The organism is Streptomyces sp. NPDC001493 (assembly GCF_053597235.1).
Genome location: NZ_JBSFHV010000006.1, coordinates 51,482 through 70,669, shown reverse-complemented (window position 1 = coordinate 70,669; position 19,188 = coordinate 51,482). Strand labels below are relative to the sequence as shown.

At 71.9% G+C, this 19,188-nt stretch carries 17 protein-coding genes and 1 tRNA gene; 14 read left to right on the top strand and 4 right to left on the bottom strand.

Annotated elements, in window-relative coordinates; all coding sequences use genetic code 11:
* Positions 1–385: 385 nt before the first annotated feature.
* Complete coding sequence (locus ACWCWD_RS11385; RefSeq protein ID WP_450772036.1) at positions 386–2,317, bottom strand: potassium/proton antiporter; 1,932 nt, start codon at positions 2,315–2,317, stop codon at positions 386–388.
* A 277-nt stretch (positions 2,318–2,594) separates the two neighbouring features.
* On the opposite strand from ACWCWD_RS11385, the gene ACWCWD_RS11380 reads away from it, so the two are divergent.
* Positions 2,595–5,357, top strand: a complete 2,763-nt coding sequence (locus tag ACWCWD_RS11380) for a penicillin acylase family protein (protein ID WP_450772034.1) — start codon at positions 2,595–2,597, stop codon at positions 5,355–5,357.
* A gap of 27 nt (positions 5,358–5,384) precedes the next feature.
* Here the strand turns inward: ACWCWD_RS11380 and ACWCWD_RS11375 are convergent, their stop codons facing one another.
* Positions 5,385–6,050 carry a 5-formyltetrahydrofolate cyclo-ligase gene (locus tag ACWCWD_RS11375; RefSeq protein ID WP_450772033.1) on the bottom strand — a complete coding sequence of 222 codons (666 nt, stop codon included), beginning with the start codon at positions 6,048–6,050 and terminating at the stop codon, positions 5,385–5,387.
* A gap of 94 nt (positions 6,051–6,144) precedes the next feature.
* Here ACWCWD_RS11375 and galU point away from each other — a divergent pair, with 94 nt between their 5' ends.
* From galU to ACWCWD_RS11335, 8 genes are all read left to right on the top strand, one after another.
* A complete protein-coding gene (gene galU / locus ACWCWD_RS11370) occupies positions 6,145–7,047 on the top strand; it encodes a UTP--glucose-1-phosphate uridylyltransferase GalU (RefSeq protein ID WP_450772032.1) in 903 nt (300 codons plus the stop codon).
* A gap of 4 nt (positions 7,048–7,051) precedes the next feature.
* Positions 7,052–8,362 carry a molybdotransferase-like divisome protein Glp gene (glp, locus tag ACWCWD_RS11365; protein WP_450772031.1) on the top strand — a complete coding sequence of 437 codons (1,311 nt, stop codon included), beginning with the start codon at positions 7,052–7,054 and terminating at the stop codon, positions 8,360–8,362.
* 124 nt (positions 8,363–8,486) lie between these two features.
* On the top strand, positions 8,487–8,987 hold the full coding sequence (gene moaC / locus ACWCWD_RS11360; RefSeq protein WP_450772029.1) for a cyclic pyranopterin monophosphate synthase MoaC: 501 nt from the start codon (positions 8,487–8,489) through the stop codon (positions 8,985–8,987).
* On the top strand, positions 8,984–9,529 hold the full coding sequence (locus ACWCWD_RS11355; RefSeq protein WP_450772027.1) for a MogA/MoaB family molybdenum cofactor biosynthesis protein: 546 nt from the start codon (positions 8,984–8,986) through the stop codon (positions 9,527–9,529). Before moaC ends, ACWCWD_RS11355 begins: the two co-directional genes overlap by 4 nt.
* A 17-nt stretch (positions 9,530–9,546) precedes the next feature.
* Complete coding sequence (locus ACWCWD_RS11350) at positions 9,547–10,158, top strand: GNAT family N-acetyltransferase (protein ID WP_450772025.1); 612 nt, start codon at positions 9,547–9,549, stop codon at positions 10,156–10,158.
* Between the two features lie 165 nt (positions 10,159–10,323).
* Positions 10,324–11,577 carry a divisome protein SepX/GlpR gene (gene sepX, locus ACWCWD_RS11345; RefSeq protein ID WP_450772023.1) on the top strand — a complete coding sequence of 418 codons (1,254 nt, stop codon included), beginning with the start codon at positions 10,324–10,326 and terminating at the stop codon, positions 11,575–11,577.
* A 130-nt stretch (positions 11,578–11,707) separates the two neighbouring features.
* A tRNA-Ala gene (locus ACWCWD_RS11340) sits at positions 11,708–11,781 on the top strand.
* A 99-nt stretch (positions 11,782–11,880) separates the two neighbouring features.
* Complete coding sequence (locus tag ACWCWD_RS11335; protein ID WP_450772022.1) at positions 11,881–12,684, top strand: SMI1/KNR4 family protein; 804 nt, start codon at positions 11,881–11,883, stop codon at positions 12,682–12,684.
* Positions 12,685–12,835: 151 nt separating this feature from the next.
* Here ACWCWD_RS11335 and ACWCWD_RS11330 read toward each other — a convergent pair whose 3' ends face one another.
* Complete coding sequence (locus tag ACWCWD_RS11330) at positions 12,836–13,321, bottom strand: GNAT family N-acetyltransferase (RefSeq protein ID WP_450772020.1); 486 nt, start codon at positions 13,319–13,321, stop codon at positions 12,836–12,838.
* Between the two features lie 49 nt (positions 13,322–13,370).
* Here ACWCWD_RS11330 and ACWCWD_RS11325 point away from each other — a divergent pair, with 49 nt between their 5' ends.
* Together ACWCWD_RS11325 and ACWCWD_RS11320 are read left to right on the top strand one after the other, a co-directional pair.
* Positions 13,371–14,186, top strand: a complete 816-nt coding sequence (locus tag ACWCWD_RS11325; RefSeq protein WP_450772019.1) for an exodeoxyribonuclease III — start codon at positions 13,371–13,373, stop codon at positions 14,184–14,186.
* A gap of 5 nt (positions 14,187–14,191) precedes the next feature.
* Positions 14,192–14,662 carry an NUDIX domain-containing protein gene (locus ACWCWD_RS11320; RefSeq protein WP_450772017.1) on the top strand — a complete coding sequence of 157 codons (471 nt, stop codon included), beginning with the start codon at positions 14,192–14,194 and terminating at the stop codon, positions 14,660–14,662.
* 82 nt (positions 14,663–14,744) lie between these two features.
* Here the strand turns inward: ACWCWD_RS11320 and ACWCWD_RS11315 are convergent, their stop codons facing one another.
* Positions 14,745–15,398 (bottom strand): MerR family transcriptional regulator, encoded by a 654-nt coding sequence (locus tag ACWCWD_RS11315; RefSeq protein ID WP_450772350.1) that lies wholly within the window; start codon positions 15,396–15,398, stop codon positions 14,745–14,747.
* 259 nt (positions 15,399–15,657) lie between these two features.
* Between ACWCWD_RS11315 and ACWCWD_RS11310 the strand changes: the two genes are divergently transcribed.
* From ACWCWD_RS11310 to ACWCWD_RS11300, 3 genes are read left to right on the top strand one after another with little or no spacing between them, the layout of a single operon-like run.
* A complete protein-coding gene (locus ACWCWD_RS11310) occupies positions 15,658–17,277 on the top strand; it encodes a flavin-containing monooxygenase (RefSeq protein ID WP_450772016.1) in 1,620 nt (539 codons plus the stop codon).
* Positions 17,274–18,212: an alpha/beta fold hydrolase gene (locus tag ACWCWD_RS11305; RefSeq protein WP_450772015.1), complete on the top strand. Its 939-nt coding sequence runs from the start codon at positions 17,274–17,276 to the stop codon at positions 18,210–18,212. Before ACWCWD_RS11310 ends, ACWCWD_RS11305 begins: the two co-directional genes overlap by 4 nt.
* Positions 18,209–19,093 (top strand): SDR family oxidoreductase, encoded by an 885-nt coding sequence (locus ACWCWD_RS11300; RefSeq protein ID WP_450772014.1) that lies wholly within the window; start codon positions 18,209–18,211, stop codon positions 19,091–19,093. Before ACWCWD_RS11305 ends, ACWCWD_RS11300 begins: the two co-directional genes overlap by 4 nt.
* The last annotated feature ends 95 nt before the right edge of the window (positions 19,094–19,188 follow it).

The window sequence follows — 19,188 nt, the reverse complement described above, 5'->3', positions numbered from 1 at the left end:
GGGACGCCGTGGAGGCGTACGGGGGCTGCCGAGAGCTGTCCTCTTCGCGCGGAACTGCGGTAGATGCCGGGCGTCCCGCTCAAGGAGTGCGGAGCGACGCCACGACCGCCATACGGTCGCGCCAGCTCTGCATCAGACAGAGTTGGTCGATCAGATCGGCCTCATGTTACAGCCGGAAGTCGTGGCAGTGCGGGGTCCGGGACGGGAAAAGGGAAGCCGGGCGTCGGCCCCGCCCGGTCGTATACGGTCCGGCGCGACCCGCGACCCGCGACCCGCGACCCGCGACCCGCGACCCGCGACCCGCGACCCGCGACCCGCGACCCGCGACCCGCGAGCACGCCCCGAGCCCCGGGTGCCAGGGGCCCCGTGCCCACGCCCGCGCCGGTCAGCGTCGGGCGGTCGGCCCGTCCGAGCGGTTCCCGGCCCCCGGCCGCTCCCCGCCCCCGTGACGGTCCTCGCCGTCCCGGCCGTCGGTGCGTTCCGGAGGAGCCGGGCGTTCCGGCGGTGCGGGGCGTTCCGGAGGCGCCGGGCGGTCACCCGCGGGTGCCGGGCGCTCCCGGTCACCCGCGGGCGCCGCCTTCGAGGAGCGCCCGCCCGTTCCCGTCCGCCCGTCCGTTCCCGTCCGCCCGCTCTTCTCAGTCCGCCCACGCTCATCCCGCCCCGACCCGTCCGCCGCACGCGCACCGTCAGCCGCACGCGTACCGTCCGACGCGCGGGAGGCGCCCGCCGCGCGGGCCGCCGCCGCGCTGCCGCGCCGGGCCTTCGGCGTGGGTCCGGGTGCGTCCGCCGCGCCGCTGAGCCGCTGCATGGTGTGGGCGAGCCGGTCCAGGTGGGTGGCGCGGGCGAGGCGGGCCACGGCGTCGTCGTCCGCCGGGCCGCCGGGGCGCTGCCCCGCGTGCAGCCAGCCGGCCAGCTTGCCGCCCTCGCCGACCGCCCGCAGCCGGGCCTCGGTCGCGTCGCGCACCGGGTCGGTGGCGACCACCAGGAGTTCGTCGCCGCGCCGCAGCACGGTCGCGGGGGCGGGGACGAAGCTCGTACCGTCCCGGACCACCAGGGTGACGGCGGAGCCGGCCGGGAGGCGGAGCTCGCCCACCTCCACGCCGTGCATCCGCGACTTCGCGGGGATCGCGACGGAGAGCAGATGGCCGCGCAGCCGTTCCAGGGGCGCGGACTCGATGCCCAGGTCGGCGGCTTCGGAGGGGTCCTCGGCGATCTTCAGCGCCTTGGCGAGCCAGGGCAGCGTCGGCCCCTGGATCAGCGTGTAGACGATGACCAGCACGAAGACGATGTTGAAGACCCGGGTGGAGCCGTCGATGCCGGCCACCATCGGGATGGTGGCGAGGATGATGGGGACGGCGCCGCGCAGCCCCGCCCAGGACATCAGGGTTTTTTCGCGCTTGGGCAGCCGGAAGGGCGCCAGGCTCAGGAAGACCGAGAGCGGCCGGGCCACGACGGTGAGCACCAGGCCCACGACGACCGCGGGCCAGAAGTCGTCGAGCAGGTCGTGCGGGGTGACGAGCAGGCCGAGCAGGACGAACATGCCGATCTGGGCGAGCCAGCCGAGCCCGTCGGCGAAGCCCCGGGTGGCCGGCCAGTGCGGCAGCTTGGAGTTGCCGAGGACCATGGCGGCCAGGTAGACGGCGAGGAACCCGCTGCCGTGCGCGATGGCGCCCTCCGCGTACGCGGTGACCGCGATGGCCATCACGGCGATCGGGTAGAGGCCGGAGGCGGGCAGCGCCACATGGCGCAGCGCGTAGGCGCCGAGCCAGCCGGCGGCGAGGCCGATGGCCGCGCCGATGGCGAGTTCGAGGGCTATCTCGCCGACCAGGACGTACCAGTGCTCGACCGGCCCGATCGTGGAGAACGCGAGGACGAGGATGACCACCGGGGCGTCGTTGAAGCCGGACTCGGCCTCCAGCACGCCGGTGATCCGCGAGGGAAGCGGCACCTTGCGGAGTACGGAGAAGACGGCGGCGGCGTCCGTGGAGGAGACCACCGCGCCGATGATGAGCGCCTGCTTCCACTCCAGCCCGACGAGGTAGTGCGCCCCCGCCGCCGTGACGCCCACGCTGACGCCCACGCCCACGGTCGAGAGCACGGCCGCCGCCGGGAGCGCGGGCCTGACCTCTTTCCACTTCGTGCCCAGTCCGCCCTCGGCGAGGATCACGACCAGGGCGGCGTAGCCGATCACCTGGGTGAGTTCCGCGTTGTCGAACTGGACGTCGAAGATGCCGTCCTGTCCCAGCGCGATGCCGATGCCGAGGTACAGGAGCAGGCTGGGAAGCCCGCTGCGCGAGGAGATCCGTACCGCCGCCACCGCGACGAGCAGAACGAGCGACGAGACCAGCAGGAGTTCGTTGAGCGTGTGGACAGTCAGGGCGAGTTTCCTTCCCCGCGTGGACCGACGGGCAGGTTCCCGGCGACCAGGTACTTCGTTACCTTACCTAATCTTTAACGCTTTCTTGACGCCTTCGAGTATGTGTACGACCTGTGTGCGGATGGCCGCAGCCCCCTACCGCGTCCGAGTCGGATCGGCGCTGCGCCTATGGTTGCCCTTGCACTCCCAGGACCACCCTGCCCCTCGAAGGACAGCGATGCCCGCCAACACAACCGTCTCTGCCGGTCCTTCCGCTGCGAAGAAAACCGGCAGGAAGAAGGGGCGACGCGCCCGCCTGATCGTGATCGTCCTGGTCCTGGCGCTGGTCGCGGGTGTCGGGTACGGCGCGTACTGGTCCGTCGCCACGGTCCGGGCCTCGTACCCGCAGACCACCGGAACGATCGAGCTCCCGGGCCTGACCGGAGACGTCGAGGTCAAACGCGACGACTACGGCATCCCCCAGGTCTACGCGGACACCGACGCCGACCTCTTCCGCGCCCAGGGCTACGTCCAGGCACAGGACCGCTTCTACGAGATGGACGTCCGCCGTCACATGACGGCCGGGCGGCTCTCCGAGATGTTCGGATCCAGCCAGGTCGAGACCGACTCCTTCCTCCGCACGCTCGGCTGGCGGAAGGTCGCGCAGGAGGAGTACGACAAGGTCCTCAGCGCCGACACCAAGAAGAACCTCCAGGCGTACGCCGACGGCGTCAACGCGTACCTGAAGGGCAAGGACGGGAAGGACATCTCCGTCGAGTACGCGGCGCTCAACCTGACCAACGACTACAAGCCCACCGAGTGGACCCCGGTCGACTCGGTCGCGTGGCTGAAGGCGATGGCCTGGGACCTGCGCGGCAACATGCAGGATGAGATCGACCGCTCGCTGATGACCAGCAGGCTCTCGGCGAAGCAGATCGCGGACCTGTACCCCGAGTACCCGTACGACAAGCACGAGACGATCGTCAGTGAGGGCGCGGTCTCCTCCGGCACCGGCGAGTTCGACCCGGACGCCGAGCCGGCCGACACCACCACCGCCGACGCGGACACCGTCGCCGGTGCCACCGAGGGGCTCGACACCCAGCTCGGCGCGCTCTCCGACACCCTGGACGAGATCCCGGCGCTGCTCGGCCCGAACGGCAACGGCATCGGCTCGAACTCCTGGGTCGTCTCCGGTGCGCACACCACCACCGGCAAGCCGCTGCTGGCGAACGACCCGCACCTGGCGCCGATGCTGCCCTCGCTCTGGTACCAGATGGGGCTGCACTGCCGCACGGTCTCGGCGAAGTGCCAGTACGACACCGCCGGGTACACCTTCTCCGGCATGCCCGGCGTGATCATCGGTCACAACCAGGACATCGCCTGGGGGCTCACCAACCTCGGCGCCGACGTGACCGACCTCTTCCTGGAGAAGGTCTCCGCCGACGGCTACCTCTACGACGGCAAGACGGTCCCCTTCACCACCCGTGAGGAGACCATCAAGGTCGCCGGCGGGAAGAGCCGGAAGATCACCGTCCGCGAGACCAACAACGGCCCGCTCGTCTCCGACCGCAGCAGCGAGCTGGAGAAGGTCGGCCAGAAGGCCCCGGTGACGGGCGCCGCGCCCGACCGCGCCTCCGGCTACGCCGTCTCGCTGAAGTGGACCGCGCTCCAGCCCGGCCACTCCATGGACGCCGTGTTCGAGCTCGACCGCGCCGACGACTTCGCGTCCTTCCGCGACGCCGCCGCGCACTTCGAGGTGCCCTCGCAGAACCTCGTCTACGCGGACACCAAGGGCAACATCGGCTACCAGGCCCCCGGCTGGATCCCGGTCCGCAAGTCCGGCGACGGCACCCTGCCGAGCCCCGGCTGGTCCTCGAAGTACGGCTGGGAGAAGGACCCGATCCCCTTCAGCGAGCTGCCGTACGAGTACAACCCGGAGCGCGGTTACATCGTCACCGCGAACCAGGCGGTCGTGGACGAGAAGTACCCCGAGCTCCTCACCAAGGACTGGGGCTACGGCACCCGCAGCCAGCGCATCAACGACCTCATCGCGTCGAAGATCAAGGGCGGCGAGAAGATCTCGACCGAGGACATGCAGAAGATGCAGATGGACAACACCAGCGAGATCGCCGCGCTGCTGGTGCCCAAGCTGCTGAGCATCAACATCGCCGACAAGGACGTCCGCGAGGCGCAGAAGCTGCTGGAGGGCTGGGACTACACCCAGGACTCCGACTCGGCCGCCGCCGCGTACTTCAACGGCGTCTGGCGCAACATCCTGATGCTGGCCTTCGGCAACAAGCTGCCGAAGGAGCTGCGTGTCGAGGGCGACTGCATCAACGTCACCCACGCCGACTCCAACGCGCCCGTCGACGAGCAGAACAAGCTCGTACGGGAGTGCGGCCAGCGCGACGCCGACTCGGCGCAGCCGGACGGTGGCGACCGCTGGAACCAGGTCGTCGAGAAGATCCTCGACGACGAGGACAACGCCTGGTGGAAGGTGCCGGCCCAGGGCCGCGAGAAGGCCATCGACAACCGCGACCAGCTCTTCGCCCGCGCCATGGACGACGCCCGCTGGGAGCTGACCGCCAAGCTCGGCAAGGACATCTCCACCTGGAGCTGGGGCCGGCTGCACCAGCTGACCCTGAAGAACCAGACCCTCGGCACCTCGGGTCCGGGCCTGCTCCAGCGGGCGCTGAACCGCGGTCCGTGGAACCTCGGCGGCGGCGAGGCGGCGGTCGACGCCACCGGCTGGAACGCGGCCGGCGGCTACGACGTCATCTGGGTGCCGTCGATGCGGATGGTGGTGAACGTCGGCGACTGGGACAAGTCCCGCTGGATCAACCTCACCGGCGCCTCGGGGCACGCGTTCAGCGCGCACTACACCGACCAGACCGACAAGTGGGTCGACGGTGAGCTGCTCGACTGGTCGTTCGGCGCCGACGCGGTCGGCGAGTCCACGGTCGACACGCTGACGCTGAAGCCGGCGGCGGCCACCGGCTGACCGGGGGCCGGACACCACCCGGGCCGCTCAGCGGCCGAAGCGGTGCGTTCCGGCCGGAGTGACGACGGCGTCCACGGGGTGGTCGTGCGGTTCCGAAGGGACCCGCGCGACCACCCCGTGTCCGTACAGGAGCACCACGAGCGCCGGGTGCGCCCCCGCCGCGGCGAGCCGGGCCAGCACCCGGTCGTAACTGCCGCCGCCCCGGCCGAGCCGCATGCCGCGGGCGTCGGCCGCGAGTCCGGGCAGCAGCACCGCGTCGGCGTCGAGGACGGCCGGAGGGCCGAGGCGGGGACCCGCGGGTTCGAGCAGTCCGCGCCCCGCCCCGACCAGCCGGTCCGGGCCTTCGTACACCGCCCAGTCCAGGTCGTTGTCGGGCAGCAGCACCGGCAGCAGGACGCGGACGCCCCGGGCGCGCAGGGCATCCAGCAGCGCGCGGGTGCCCGGCTCGCGCCCCACCGAGACGTAGGCGGCGACGGTCCGGGCGCCGGAGAGTTCGGGCAGGGTGAGCGCGGTGCGGGCCAGCGCGGCGGCGGAGTCCGCGAGCTCCTCGGGCGTCAGCGCCGCGCGCGCGGCGAGGAGTTCGCGCCGCAGGGACGTCTTGAGGGCCGCGGCGTCGGCCGGGAGGCCGCCCGGGGCGTCGGACGGCTGGTCCGCCGGGGTCTCGTTCGTGCCGTCGGACGGGTCACAGGTCATAGGAAGCTCACACTCTGCTCATACGGGCGCATATGAGTACAAAGTTAAGCAGTGGATCATCGGCCGTCCATGTGCAGCCGTTAAGGTTCTGCGCATGACTGAGTCGACCTCCAGGATCACCAAGGCCGTCATTCCGGCCGCAGGTCTCGGCACCCGCTTCCTGCCGGCCACCAAGGCCACGCCCAAGGAGATGCTGCCCGTCGTCGACAAGCCCGCCATCCAGTACGTCGTCGAAGAGGCCGTCGCCGCGGGCCTCTCCGACGTGCTGATGATCACCGGTCGCAACAAGCGCCCGCTGGAAGACCACTTCGACCGGAACTACGAGCTGGAATCCGCGCTCACCCGCAAGGGCGACGCCGAACGCCTCCAGAAGGTACAGGAGTCCAGCGACCTCGCCACCATGCACTACGTGCGCCAGGGCGACCCCCGGGGCCTCGGCCACGCCGTGCTCTGCGCCGCCCCGCACGTCGGCGACCAGCCCTTCGCGGTCCTCCTCGGCGACGACCTGATCGACCCGCGCGACGCCCTGCTGGCACGGATGGTGGAGGTCCAGGAGCGCGAGGGCGGCAGCGTCATCGCGCTGATGGAGGTCGACCCGTCGCAGATCCACCTGTACGGCTGTGCCGCGGTCGACGACACCGCCGACGACGGGGTCGTCCGCATCACCGGCCTGGTGGAGAAGCCCGAACCGGCCGACGCCCCCAGCAACCTCGCCATCATCGGCCGGTACGTCCTCGACCCCGCCGTCTTCGACATACTGCGCCGGACCGAGCCCGGCCGGGGCGGCGAGATCCAGCTCACCGACGCCCTCCAACTGCTCGCCGCCGACGAGAAGATCGGCGGCCCCGTGCACGGCGTCGTCTTCAAGGGCCGTCGCTACGACACCGGTGACCGGGGCGACTACCTCCGGGCCATCGTCCGCCTCGCCTGCGAGCGCGAGGACCTCGGCCCGGACTTCCGTACCTGGCTCCGCCGTTACGTCACCGAGGAGATGTAGCACCTTGAGCAGCGAGATCTGGTCGGTCGACGAGCACCTCGCCGACATCCTGGACGCGGTGAGGCCGCTCGAACCCATCGAGCTGCAACTGCCCGACGCCCAAGGGTGCGTCCTGGTCGAGGACGTCGTGGTGCGGATCGCGCTGCCTCCCTTCGACAACAGCTCCATGGACGGCTACGCGGTCCGGGTCGCCGACGTCACCGGGGCGAGCGAGGAGTTCCCCTCGGTGCTCACCGTCGTCGGCGACGTGGCCGCCGGCAGCGACGGGCTCCCCGACGGCGGGAAGGTCGGCCCCGGCCAGGCCGCCCGCATCATGACCGGCGCCCCGCTGCCCGAGGGCGCCGAGGCCGTCGTCCCCGTCGAGTGGACGGACGGCGGCACCGGCGAGGGCCCCGCCGCCACCATGCGCGCCCACCGGGACGCCCCGGAGGGCGCGAGCGGCGAGGTCAGGATCTACCGCGCCCCCGCGGCCCGCGCCCACGTCCGGGCCGCCGGCAGCGACGTGAAGCCGGGCGACCTTGCCCTCGCGGCCGGATCGGTCCTCGGCCCGCCGCAGATCGGGCTGCTCGCCGCGATCGGCCGCGCCACGGTCAAGGTCCGCCCGCGCCCCCGCGTGGTCGTCGTCTCCACCGGCAGCGAACTCGTCCAGCCCGGCGAGGAGCTGACCGGCGGACAGATCTACGACTCCAACAGCTTCGCGCTCACCGCCGCCGCCCGCGACGCCGGAGCCATCTCCTACCGCGTCGGCGCGGTCACCGACGACGCCGAGACCCTCCGCGCCACGATCGAGGACCAGCTCATCCGGGCCGACCTGGTGGTCACCACGGGAGGCGTCAGCGTCGGCGCGTACGACGTCGTCAAGGAGGCGCTCTCCTCGGTCGGCGACGAGAACGAGCCCGGCGGCGGCATCGACTTCCGCACCCTCGCCATGCAGCCCGGCAAGCCCCAGGGCTTCGGCTCCATCGGCCCCGAGCACACCCCGCTGCTGGCCCTCCCGGGCAACCCGGTCTCCGCCTACGTCTCCTTCGAACTCTTCGTCCGTCCGGCGATCCGCGCGCTGATGGGCCTCGAAGAGGTGCACCGGCCCACCGTCCGGGCCGCCCTCACCACCACCGGGGCGCTCTCCTCCCCGGCGGGCAAACGCCAGTTCCTGCGCGGCACCTACGACGAGGTGTCGGGCACCGTCGTCCCGGTGGGCGGCTCCGGCTCGCACCTGATCGCCGCCCTGGCACGGGCCGACGCGCTGATCGTGGTCCCCGAGGACGTCACCTCCATGGAGCCCGGCACGGAGACCGACGTGGTCCTGCTCCGCTGAGACACCCACGGTGGCGGTACGGTGTCTGCCGCTGCCTCACCGGGGGACGTACCCCGGGCCCCCGGCCCGCACCCCGGTGCCGGCCGCGCGGGCGACCGGGCGCCCTACCGCTAGGCGGAGTGAGTTGAGTACGCAGAACAGGCTGACGCACATCGACGAGGCGGGCGCCGCCCGCATGGTCGACGTGTCGGCGAAGGACGTCACGGCGCGCGTCGCCCGGGCCAGCGGCCGGGTCCTCGTCTCGCCGCGGGTGATCGAGCTGCTGCGGGGCGAGGGAGTCCCCAAGGGCGACGCCCTCGCCACCGCCCGTATCGCCGGGATCATGGGGGCCAAGCGCACCCCCGACCTCATCCCGCTCTGCCACCCGCTCGCCGTCTCCGGCGTCGAGGTCGACCTGCGCGTGGCCGACGACGCGGTCGAGATCAGCGCCACGGTGAAGACCACGGACCGCACCGGGGTCGAGATGGAGGCGCTGACGGCGGTCACCGTCGCCGCGCTCACGGTGATCGACATGGTCAAGGCGGTCGACAAGGCCGCCGTCATCACCGACGTACGGGTCGAGGCCAAGTCCGGCGGCAAGTCCGGCGACTGGGAGCGCCCGGCCCGGCCGGGGGCGGACGCGTGAGCGCCGCCACCGGCGGTGAGGGGCGCCCGGCCCCTGAGGGACGCCCGGCCCCGTACACCGCGCTCGTCGTCACCGCGTCCAACCGTGCCGCCGCGGGCGTCTACGCCGACAAGGGCGGCCCGATCCTCGTGGACGGGCTCACCGCCCTCGGCTTCGCCACCGACGGCCCGCGGGTCGTGCCGGACGGCGAGCCGGTGGAGCAGGCCCTGCGGGACGGGATCGCCCGCGGCTACGACGTCGTCCTGACCACCGGGGGCACCGGCATCTCGCCCACCGACCTCACCCCGGAGATGACCCGCCGGGTGCTGGACCACGAGGTGCCCGGCATCCCCGAGGCGATCCGCGCCGAGAACCGCGCCGCCGTACCGACCGCCGCGCTCTCCCGGGGCCTCGCCGGGGTCGCGGGGCGCACGCTCGTCGTCAACCTGCCCGGTTCGACCGGCGGAGTGCGCGACGGACTCGCCGTCCTCGGCCGGATCCTGGTGCACGCCGTCGACCAGCTGCGCGGCGGCGACCACCCCCGTCCCGGGAGCCCGTCCTGAACGCGCCCCTCTGGCCGGTGCTCCTGAAGGACGGCGAGGTGACCCTGCGGCCGATACGCCTGCGGGACCAGACCGTCTGGCGCGAGGTCAACCGCCGCAACCGCGACTGGCTCCGCCCCTGGGAGGCCACCGTCCCGCCGCCCGTCCCCGGGGGGCCGGTCATCCGCAGACCCACGTACCGGCAGATGGTCCGTCACCTGCGCTCCGAGGCGAGAGCCGGCCGGATGCTGCCCTTCGCGATCGAGTACGAGGGCCGCCTCGTCGGCCAGTTGACCGTCGCGGGCATCACCTGGGGCTCGATGTGCTCGGCGCACATCGGCTACTGGGTCGACCGGGAAGTGGCGGGCCGGGGCGTCATGCCCACCGCCGTCGCTCTCGCCGCCGACCATTGTTTCCACCGGGTCGGGCTGCACCGCATCGAGATCTGCATTCGCCCCGAGAACCGGCCGAGCCGCCGGGTCGTGGAGAAACTCGGATTCCGCGAGGAAGGGCTGAGGCCGCGCTATCTGCACATCGACGGCGCCTGGCGGGACCACCTCATCTACGCCCTCACATCGGAGGAGGCCATGGACGGTCTGCTCCGGCGCTGGCACCGGTCGAGACCGAGAACGAATCCGCCAACCCCGTAAATCAAATGTATGTTCGAATTGAACGGCTCGTCGTCGCATTAAGCACTCGCGGCGTCACTCGTTGGTCTGAACAATCACAAAAAAGGCCCGCGATATCAGCCTGATCGTGCGACACACCGTGGCAATTGGCGGATGCCGCCGTGCAAACCCCTCTACGGTGTGAGCGTGAGCAGCAGCGGCCTCATCTACGCAGTCATCGTCGGGGCCTGGGCCGCCTACTTGGTGCCGATGTGGCTCCGAAGGCAGGACGAACTCAACGAAGCCCGTCCGACGGAACGCTTCAGCACCGCCATCCGGCTGCTGTCCGGACGGGCGGCGATGGAGCGTCGTTACGCCAAGGAGTTGCGGGAACGCGGCGCCGAGGAGGCGGAACCGGTCGTCGACCCGGACGCCGAGACGGACCGAATGGACTCCGTCGACGTCCGGGCCTTCGCCGCGCCCGGAGCGCACACCGAAGCCAGGATCCTCGATCCGGCGCACGCCCCCGAGCGTGCGGCCGGACGTCCGGCGGTGGAGCACCCGGCGCACCCGGCGCACCCGGCGCATCCGGTCCACTCCGCCCACTCGGGCCACTCGGGCCACGAGCGGAGCGACCCCCGGAACCGCCCCGCGGCGAACCGCCCGTCCGCCGGGCGGCCCCCGGAGCAGCGCGCCGCGCCTTCCGCGCAGCGTGCCCGGGGCGGCGCCGAGGACGCCGAGCGCGTCCGCCGCGCCCAGCGCTCCCAGGTGCTGGCCCGGCGCAGGCGCACCACCAGCGTCCTCTTCCTCGTCTTCACCGCCGGCGCGATCGTCGCGGCGGTCGGCGGCCTCGCCTTCCTCTGGGCGCCCGCCGCACCGGCCGTGATGCTCAGCGCCTACATCGTGCACCTGCGCGCCCAGGAGCGGAGGCGGTTCGCCTTCACCATGGACCGTCGCCGGGCCGAGGACGCGGCGCAGCGGCTGCGCGAGAACCGTCCGCGCCGCCACCAGCAGCCGGCGGCGCCCGCGGTCGAGCCCGACGAGGAGCCCGAAGCGCACCACCCGGCCGACCCGGTCCCCGTACCGACCGTCTCCCCGCAGGAGGCCGGCCGCCGGGCGCTCGTCGAGCAGACGGACCACGCGGAGTGGGTGGACCAGCAGCGCGAACGCGGCCGGGTCCAGGGCGACAGCTGGGAGCCGGTCCCCGTCCCGCTGCCGACCTACGTCACCGCCCCGGTCGCCCCGCGCGCCTCCGGCGGGGTCGAGGTCAACGACCCGGAGACCTGGAGCGCAGCCCGCTCCAGCACCGCCGAGCCCGCCCTGCCGGACCCGGCCGTCCCCGACGTGGACCAGACCCCGCACCGCCGGCCCGACGCCCGTCGCACCCGCGACCGGGGCCGTACCCCTCTCTTCGACCAGTACGACGACGAGGAGGACCGACCCCGTGCCGCCAACGAATGACCACCGGGGCAAGGGAGTTGGGCCCGGGGAGGTCCCGGGCCGGAGGGCCCGGGAACCCCGGCACCCCTGACCAGGGGGGAACGGATTTCCAAGCACCCCCTGGAGGGTGCTAGAGTTTCACTCGTCGCAAGGGCCTGTGGCGCAGTCTGGTAGCGCACCTCGTTCGCATCGAGGGGGTCTGGGGTTCAAATCCCCACAGGTCCACAGACGACAGTTCGCGAGTAGCTCTCGTGAACGTCACAAGATCCCGTCCGGTCGGAAGACCGGGCGGGATCTTGGCGTTTGTGGGGTGCGCCCTGAGTGGTGTCCGAAATCGGACGGCTCTCCGGCGGCGAATCCGCCTTGGTTTCGGATTGGTCCGGGAGTGACTGTGATCACATCGACGTCGCCGCTTCGGTGTCCATCGCCTCGGGCAGCGAGGCGATGTCGGTGGCGGCGGATACCTTGCACCCGAACGATCACGGTGCAGGAGGATCCATGCGGTCTGACGAAACACCCCTTGCGGCGCTTCTGTCCGTCATGCCGGCGCAGGACGGTGCGGACGAGCGGGTGGACTGGGACGTGCTGCGACGAGCCTGGGGCGTCGGATTTCCGTCCGACTACACAGCTTTCATGGCCACTTACGGCGCTGGAAACATAGGCGGCGCGTTCGGCGTCTTCGTCCCCGAAGCGGCTGTGCGGGCACCGGACGGCCCGGGCTTCGGGAGTATGGCGGGCGAGACAGCCCTTATGCGGCGGCTGTGGGAGACCGAAGGCGGGCCCGAAGGCGTCAGCGCCGGCGCGGATTCCGTCATCGCTTGGGGTGGCAGTTGCGGAGCCGACATCCTGGGCTGGCTCGCCGCTGATGAGGACCCCGACTCGTGGCCGGTCGTCGTCTGGGAACGGCACGGCTGTCCCCGTTGGAAGATCTACGACTGCGGAATGGCGGAGTTCCTCCGTCGTCTGTTCGTCGAGGGCTTCGACGAGTGCCCGCTCAGCGACGCGTCCCTCTGGGGAGAGCCCGCACCGCACTTCGTCCACTGGCGCGAGGAGAAACGGTGTTGGGAGTCGGGCATCGACCCGTACACGGGCGAGCCCGATCCCTATTTCGGCATGGAGTTCGACTGACTGCGGGTTCCCGTTCGCGCCGTGGACCCCGGCCACGGTGACGATCGGTGCGGACGAGGTGGCCCGCTGGCTCCTGGGGGTGATGTCTGCGCCGCTGCCGGACCGGCCGTTCAGGCCGCGCGACTGAGGACCGCGCGGCGCACGTGGCGGGTCAGGACTCCTGGAGCGGCTTCTCCATGCAGATGCTGTTCTCGTACGTCCGGTAGTGGCCGAACTTCTCGCAGACCGTGTACCCGCTCGACGTGTACAGCGCGATGGCCTCGGGCTGCTTGTTGCCGGTCTCCAGGACCATGCGCGTGCGGCCGGCGGCGCGGGCGTCCTCCTCCAGCAGGCCGAGGATGCGGCGGGCGAGACCTTGGCCACGTCCCTCGCGGATGACGAACATCCGCTTGACCTCGGCGTCGCCGTCGGCGTAGCCCTCCTCGTTCTGCTCCATGGCGCGCCAGCCGCCGGTCGCCACCGGGCGCTCCCGCTCGTCGTAGGCGAGCAGGTACAGGCCGTTGGGAGGCTCGAACATGGTGGGATCGAGGTAGGTCTGGTCGCCGCCGTCCTGGTAGCGCTCGATGTATTCGAGCTGGACCTCGTCGTTGAGCTTGACGGCGTCAGGGTGGTCGTACGACCGGCGCTGAATATTCACGCGAGTAAGCGTACATATGTACGAGCTTGTGTTTGGGTACTGTTTTGGGGTGCTTACCGTCACCAGCGTCAACGTGAATGGGCTCCGCGCCGCCGCGAAGAAGGGCTTCGTCCCCTGGCTCGCGGAGACCGGGGCCGATGTCGTGTGCCTCCAGGAAGTACGCGCGGAGGCGGCCCAGCTCCCCGAGGAGGTGCGGGAGCCCGAGGGCTGGCACGTCGTGCACGCACCGGCCGCCGCCAAGGGGCGCGCGGGCGTCTCCCTCTACTCGCGGCGTGCGCCGGAGCGCGTACAGATCGGCTTCGGCGGGTTCGGGGTCGAGGGCGCCGAGGAGTTCGACCTGAGTGGCCGGTACGCCGAGATCGACCTCCCGGGCGTCACCGTCGCGAGCCTGTACCTGCCCTCCGGCGAGGTCGGCACCGAGCGGCAGGACGAGAAGGAGCGCTTCATGGCGGCCTTCCTCCCCTACCTGGCCGGACTCAAGGAGCGGGCCGCCGCCGAGGGGCGCGAGGTCGTCGTCTGCGGCGACTGGAACATCGCCCACCAGGAGGCCGACCTCAAGAACTGGAAGTCGAACCGGAAGAACTCCGGCTTCCTCCCGGAGGAGCGGGAGTGGCTGACCCGGGTCCTCGACGAGGCCGCGTACGTGGACGTGGTGCGCGCCCTCCACCCGGACCAGGAGGGCCCCTACTCCTGGTGGTCCTACCGGGGCCGCGCCTTCGACAACGACGCGGGCTGGCGGATCGACTACCAGGTGGCGACGCCCGGCCTCGCGGCCCGCGCGGTCAAGGCCTGGGTCGAGCGCGCGGCCACCCACCCGGAGCGGTGGAGCGACCACGCGCCGGTGACGGTGGTGTACGAGCACTGAGCCCAGTGGCCCGTACCGAGTACGACGACGACCCGGACGCCCCGCGGTCGAACAGCCTGGTCGTGGCGGCCTCCGCGGCCGTCACCGACGCGGACGGCCGCCTGCTCCTCCAGCGGCGCCGGGACAACGGTCTGTGGGCGTTGCCGGGCGGGGGCATGGACATGGGTGACTCCCTGCCCGGCACGGCAGTTCGGGAGGTCAAGGAGGAGACCGGGCTGGACGTCGAGATCACCGGGCTCGTCGGCACGTACACCGACCCCCGGCACGTCATCGCGTACAGCGACGGGGAGGTGCGCCGGCAGTTCAACGTGTGCTTCACCGCCCGGGTCGTCGGCGGCACCCTCGCCCTCTCGGACGAGAGCACCGAACTCCGGTTCGTGGCACCCGAGGACGTCGACGCGCTCCCCATGCACCACACCCAGCGGCTGCGGGTCCGGCACTTCCTGGAGAACCGGCCGACTCCCTACCTCGGTTAGGCCGTGTGTCGGAAGTCCCGCCTGTCCCGCCCTCCGGGCGGACGGCGCCACTTCCGACACACGACCTGGGGCCAGGGAGGATTCAACGGGACGACTCGTGCTGTGCCCGCTCGTCCCCGTCCGCCTCGCGCAGCCGGCGGTCCAGGGCCATCGAGAGCTCGGCGTCCACGACCGCGCGGGCCAGCGGGCGGAGTTTGTCGATGGGGCTGTCCGCCGCGTGCACCTGGATGACGCGGACGAAGATCTCGGCCAGGGCCTCGGCGTGCTCGCGGATGCGGCGGCCGGTGGAGAGCACGGTGGCCAACGGGACGCCCTCGCGCACCAGTTCGGCCGATACCTCCAGCAGGCGACGGCTGATGTGCACGATCTCGTCGCCGTCGGTGGCGAGGTAGCCGAGGTCGAGGGCGGTGGCGAGGTTCTCCGGGGTGACCTCGCCCTCGAAGTAGTCGGCGAGCTGCTCCGGTGTCAGCCGGACCGGGGTCTCCTCGGTGGGCTCGCCCAGGCCCAGTACCTCGGCGACGTCGCGGCCGCTCTCGAAGGTGGCGGCGAGGTCGGCGATGCCGTTGAGGGTGTGGCCGCGCTCCAACAGGCCGGTGATGGTGCGCAGTCGTGCCAAGTGGTGGCTGTCGTACCAGGTGATGCGCCCCTCGCGGCGGGGCGGTGGGATGAGACCGCGCTCGCGGTAGAAGCGCAGGGTCCGCACGGTGATGCCGGCCTCCTCGGCCAGCTCCTCCATGCGGTATTCGCGTTGCTCATGTCCTTCGGCCACAGAGCGAACCTTACGACTTCGCACCGGATGGTGAGCGGGGCTCCCGGCGCCCGGTGACGGCGGTGCGGGCGACGGCGCGGGCGCGGGCGTGCGCTCCGGCGCCGTGTTGTACCGCCGGTAACTTCCTTGCTCTGCCCTCTACCCATCAGTACGCGCCTGCTCTACTCTCCGAAAGGTGCCAGTGATTGCTGGCAGTGTCGTGTGACGTACCGCGGGAGGCGGCAGCATGGCCCAGCACGAGCACGTACGGGTGGCGGTGATCGGATCCGGATTCGGGGGCCTCGGGGCCGCGGTCCGGCTGCGCCGCGAAGGCATCACCGATTTCGTCGTCCTGGAGCGGGCCGGTTCCGTGGGGGGCACCTGGCGCGACAACACGTACCCCGGGTGCGCCTGTGACGTGCCCTCGCACCTCTACTCCTTCTCCTTCGCCCCCAACTCCGAATGGCCGCGCACCTTCTCCGGTCAGGAGCACATACGCGCGTACCTGGAGCGGGTGGCCGACACCTTCGGCATCCGGCCGCACCTCAGGCTCAACCACGAGGTCACGGTGATGCGTTGGGACACCGAGTCGCTCAACTGGGTGATCGAGTGCGCCAACGGCACGACGATCGTCGCCGACGTCGTCGTCTCCGCGACCGGGCCGCTCTCCGACCCGAAGGTGCCGGACGTCCCCGGGCTCGGCACCTTCCCGGGCGAGGTCTTCCACTCCGCCCGCTGGAACCACGACTACGACCTGGCCGGCAAGCGCGTCGCGATGATCGGCACCGGCGCCTCCGCCATCCAGATAGTCCCCGCCATCCAGCCGAAAGTGGGACGCCTGACGCTCTTCCAGCGGACACCTCCCTGGGTGATGCCGCGCGTCGACCGGGCCATCGGAAAGGCCGAGCGGTGGCTGCACCGCACCGTCCCCGCCACCGGCACCGCGCGGCGCGGACTGCTGTGGGGGATACGGGAGTTGCAGGTCAGCGCCTTCACGAAGTACCCGGACGGGCTCGGCCTGATCGAGTCCCTGGCGAAGGCGGGCATGGCGCGGGCCATCAAGGACCCGGCGCTGCGCGCCAAGCTCACCCCGTCGTACCGCATCGGGTGCAAGCGCATCCTGCTCTCCAGCACCTACTACCCGGCGCTCGCCCGCCCCAACGTCGACGTGGTGGCCTCCGGCCTCGCCGAGGTGCGCGGGTCGACACTCGTCGCCTCGGACGGTACGGAGACCGAAGTCGACGCCATCATCTTCGGCACCGGCTTCCACGTCACCGACATGCCGATCGCCGAACGGGTCGTCGGCGCCGACGGCATCACCCTCGCCGAGAGCTGGAAGACCGGCATGCGCTCGCTGCGCGGTGCCACCGCCGCCGGGTTCCCCAACTGGATGACCATCATCGGGCCGAACACCGGGCTCGGTAACTCCTCGATGATCCTCATGATCGAGTCCCAGCTGAACTACATGGCCGACTACCTGCGGCAGTTGAAGGTGCTCGGCACCGGCACCGCGCTCGCCGCGCGCCCCGCCGCGGTCGACGGGTGGAACGACCGCGTCCAGCGGCGGATGGAACGCACCGTCTGGAACACGGGCGGCTGCACCAGCTGGTACCTGGACGAGAACGGCCGCAACACCACCGTCTGGCCCGGTACCACGGCGGACTTCCGCCGCGCCACCAGGTCAGTCGATCTGGCGGAGTACGACGTGATCCGCGCCCCCGCGACCGTACGGCCGCCTACGGTGGTCGCCCAGAGGTCCGGCGGCTCCGGGAAGCCCTCCCAGGGGCCGAAGGCCGCACAGCGGACAGGACAGAACACGAAGCCCGCCGGCCCGGACCGGCCCGTGACGGAGGAGGCGGCCCGATGAGTGCACGACCCGTACGACAGCGTTCCGGGAACCTCGTGCCCGTACCCGTGCGGACGCTCTTCGCCGTCTCGGCCGACGGCTCCCGCATCCACGTCGAGCTGCACGGCCCCGAGGAGGCGCCCGCCGTCGTCCTCGCGCACGGCTGGACGTGCAGCACCCGGTTCTGGGCCGCCCAGATCGCCGCCCTCGCCACCGGCCACCGGGTCATCGCCTACGACCAGCGCGGGCACGGCGGCAGCCCCGACGTCGGTCCCGGCGGGCACAGCACGGACGCCCTCGCCGACGACCTGGAGGCGGTGCTCGCCGCCACCCTCGCGCCCGGCCGCAAGGCGGTGCTCGCGGGGCACTCCATGGGCGGGATGACCCTGATGGCAGCCGCCCGCCGCCCCCGGTTCCGGGAGCACGCCGCCGCCGTCCTGCTGTGCAGCACCGGCAGCCGGCGGCTGGCGGAGGAGGCCCGCGTGTTCCCGCTGCCGGGGGCCGCGCGCACCGGCGGGACCCGGGCGCTGCTGCGGGCGTCCCTCCCGCTGGGGCCGGTCACGCCCGTCACCCGGAGCCTGCTCAAGTACGCCACGATGGGCCCCGGTTCGTCGCCCGAGCGGGTGGACGTCTGCGCGCGCATCGTGCACGCCTGCCCCCGGCAGGCCCGTGCGGCCTGGGGGCGTGTGCTCTCGGAGCTCGATCTCGACCTGAACGTACCCGAGTTGCGGGTTCCGGCCGCGGTGCTGGTGGGGCTGGAGGACCGGATGACCCCGCCCGCGCACGCCCGCGCGCTCGCGGCGGCCCTGCCGGAGTTCCTCGGCCTCACCGAGCTGCCGGGCATGGGGCACATGACGCCGCTCGAAGCACCGGAAGCCGTCACCGCGAAGATTCGCGAACTTGTCGCCGGTCACCTCACCGGGACCGCCACGAACGAGAAGGAGGACGTCGTATGAGCACCGGCCGGAGCCTCGAAGGACAGGTCGTCGTCGTCACCGGCGCGGCCCGCGGCGTGGGCGAGCTGCTCGCCCGCAAGCTGTCGGCGCGCGGCGCCACGCTGGCCCTCGTCGGCCTGGAGCCCGAGGAGCTGAAGCAGGTCTCGGAGCGGCTGTACGGCGAGAGCGCCCACTGGTACGCGGACGTCACCGACCACGAGGCGATGGAGCAGGTGGCCCAGGAGGTGAAGGCCCGCTTCGGCAAGGTGGACGTGGTCGTCGCCAACGCCGGGGTCGCCACCGGGGGGCCGTTCGTCGACTCCGACCCGGTGGCCTGGCGCCGGGTCATCGAGGTCAACCTGATCGGCTCCGCGGTGACCGGCCGGGCGTTCCTGCCCGTGCTGATGGAGAGCCGCGGCTACTTCCTGCAGATAGCGTCGCTCGCCGCGATCACCCCGGCGCCGATGATGAGCGCGTACTGCGCCTCGAAGTCGGGTGTCGAGGCGTTCGCGCACAGTCTGCGGGCCGAGGTCGGCTACCGGGGCGTACGGGTGGGTGTCGGCTACCTCTCCTGGACCGACACCGACATGGTGCGCGGCGCGGACCAGGACGAGGTCATGCGGGAGCTGCGGGGCCGGCTGCCCTGGCCCGCCAACCGGACCTACCCGCTGGGCCCGGCGGTCGACCGGATCGTCGCCGGTATCGAACGGCGCTCCTCGCACGTCTACGCGCAGTGGTGGCTGCGCGGGACGCAGTCGGTGCGCGGTTATCTGCCCTCGCTCATCGGTACGGTCGGGGCGCGAGAGATGAAACGGTTCGCCTCACGGCTCGACGCCATCCCCAAGGGGCTGGTGGGAGCCGGTGGAGCGGCGGACACGGAGGCGCGCACGCCCCGTCGTTGACCGGCCCGGAGACGGGGCGACACGCCGGTCGGCGCGGAGCGACACGCGGGCCGGCGCGGAGCGACACGCGGGCCGGCGCGGAGCGACACGCGGGC

What these genes read in the sequence shown, in the direction of transcription:
- ACWCWD_RS11380 (WP_450772034.1), top strand. Translation starts at nt 2,595, where the DNA reads ATGCCCGCCAACACAACCGTCTCTGCCGGTCCTTCCGCTGCGAAGAAA.
- ACWCWD_RS11375 (WP_450772033.1), bottom strand. Translation starts at nt 6,050, where the DNA reads ATGACCTGTGACCCGTCCGACGGCACGAACGAGACCCCGGCGGACCAG.
- galU (WP_450772032.1), top strand. Translation starts at nt 6,145, where the DNA reads ATGACTGAGTCGACCTCCAGGATCACCAAGGCCGTCATTCCGGCCGCA.
- ACWCWD_RS11315 (WP_450772350.1), bottom strand. Translation starts at nt 15,398, where the DNA reads ATGGAGGAGCTGGCCGAGGAGGCCGGCATCACCGTGCGGACCCTGCGC.
- ACWCWD_RS11310 (WP_450772016.1), top strand. Translation starts at nt 15,658, where the DNA reads ATGGCCCAGCACGAGCACGTACGGGTGGCGGTGATCGGATCCGGATTC.
- ACWCWD_RS11305 (WP_450772015.1), top strand. Translation starts at nt 17,274, where the DNA reads ATGAGTGCACGACCCGTACGACAGCGTTCCGGGAACCTCGTGCCCGTA.
- ACWCWD_RS11300 (WP_450772014.1), top strand. Translation starts at nt 18,209, where the DNA reads ATGAGCACCGGCCGGAGCCTCGAAGGACAGGTCGTCGTCGTCACCGGC.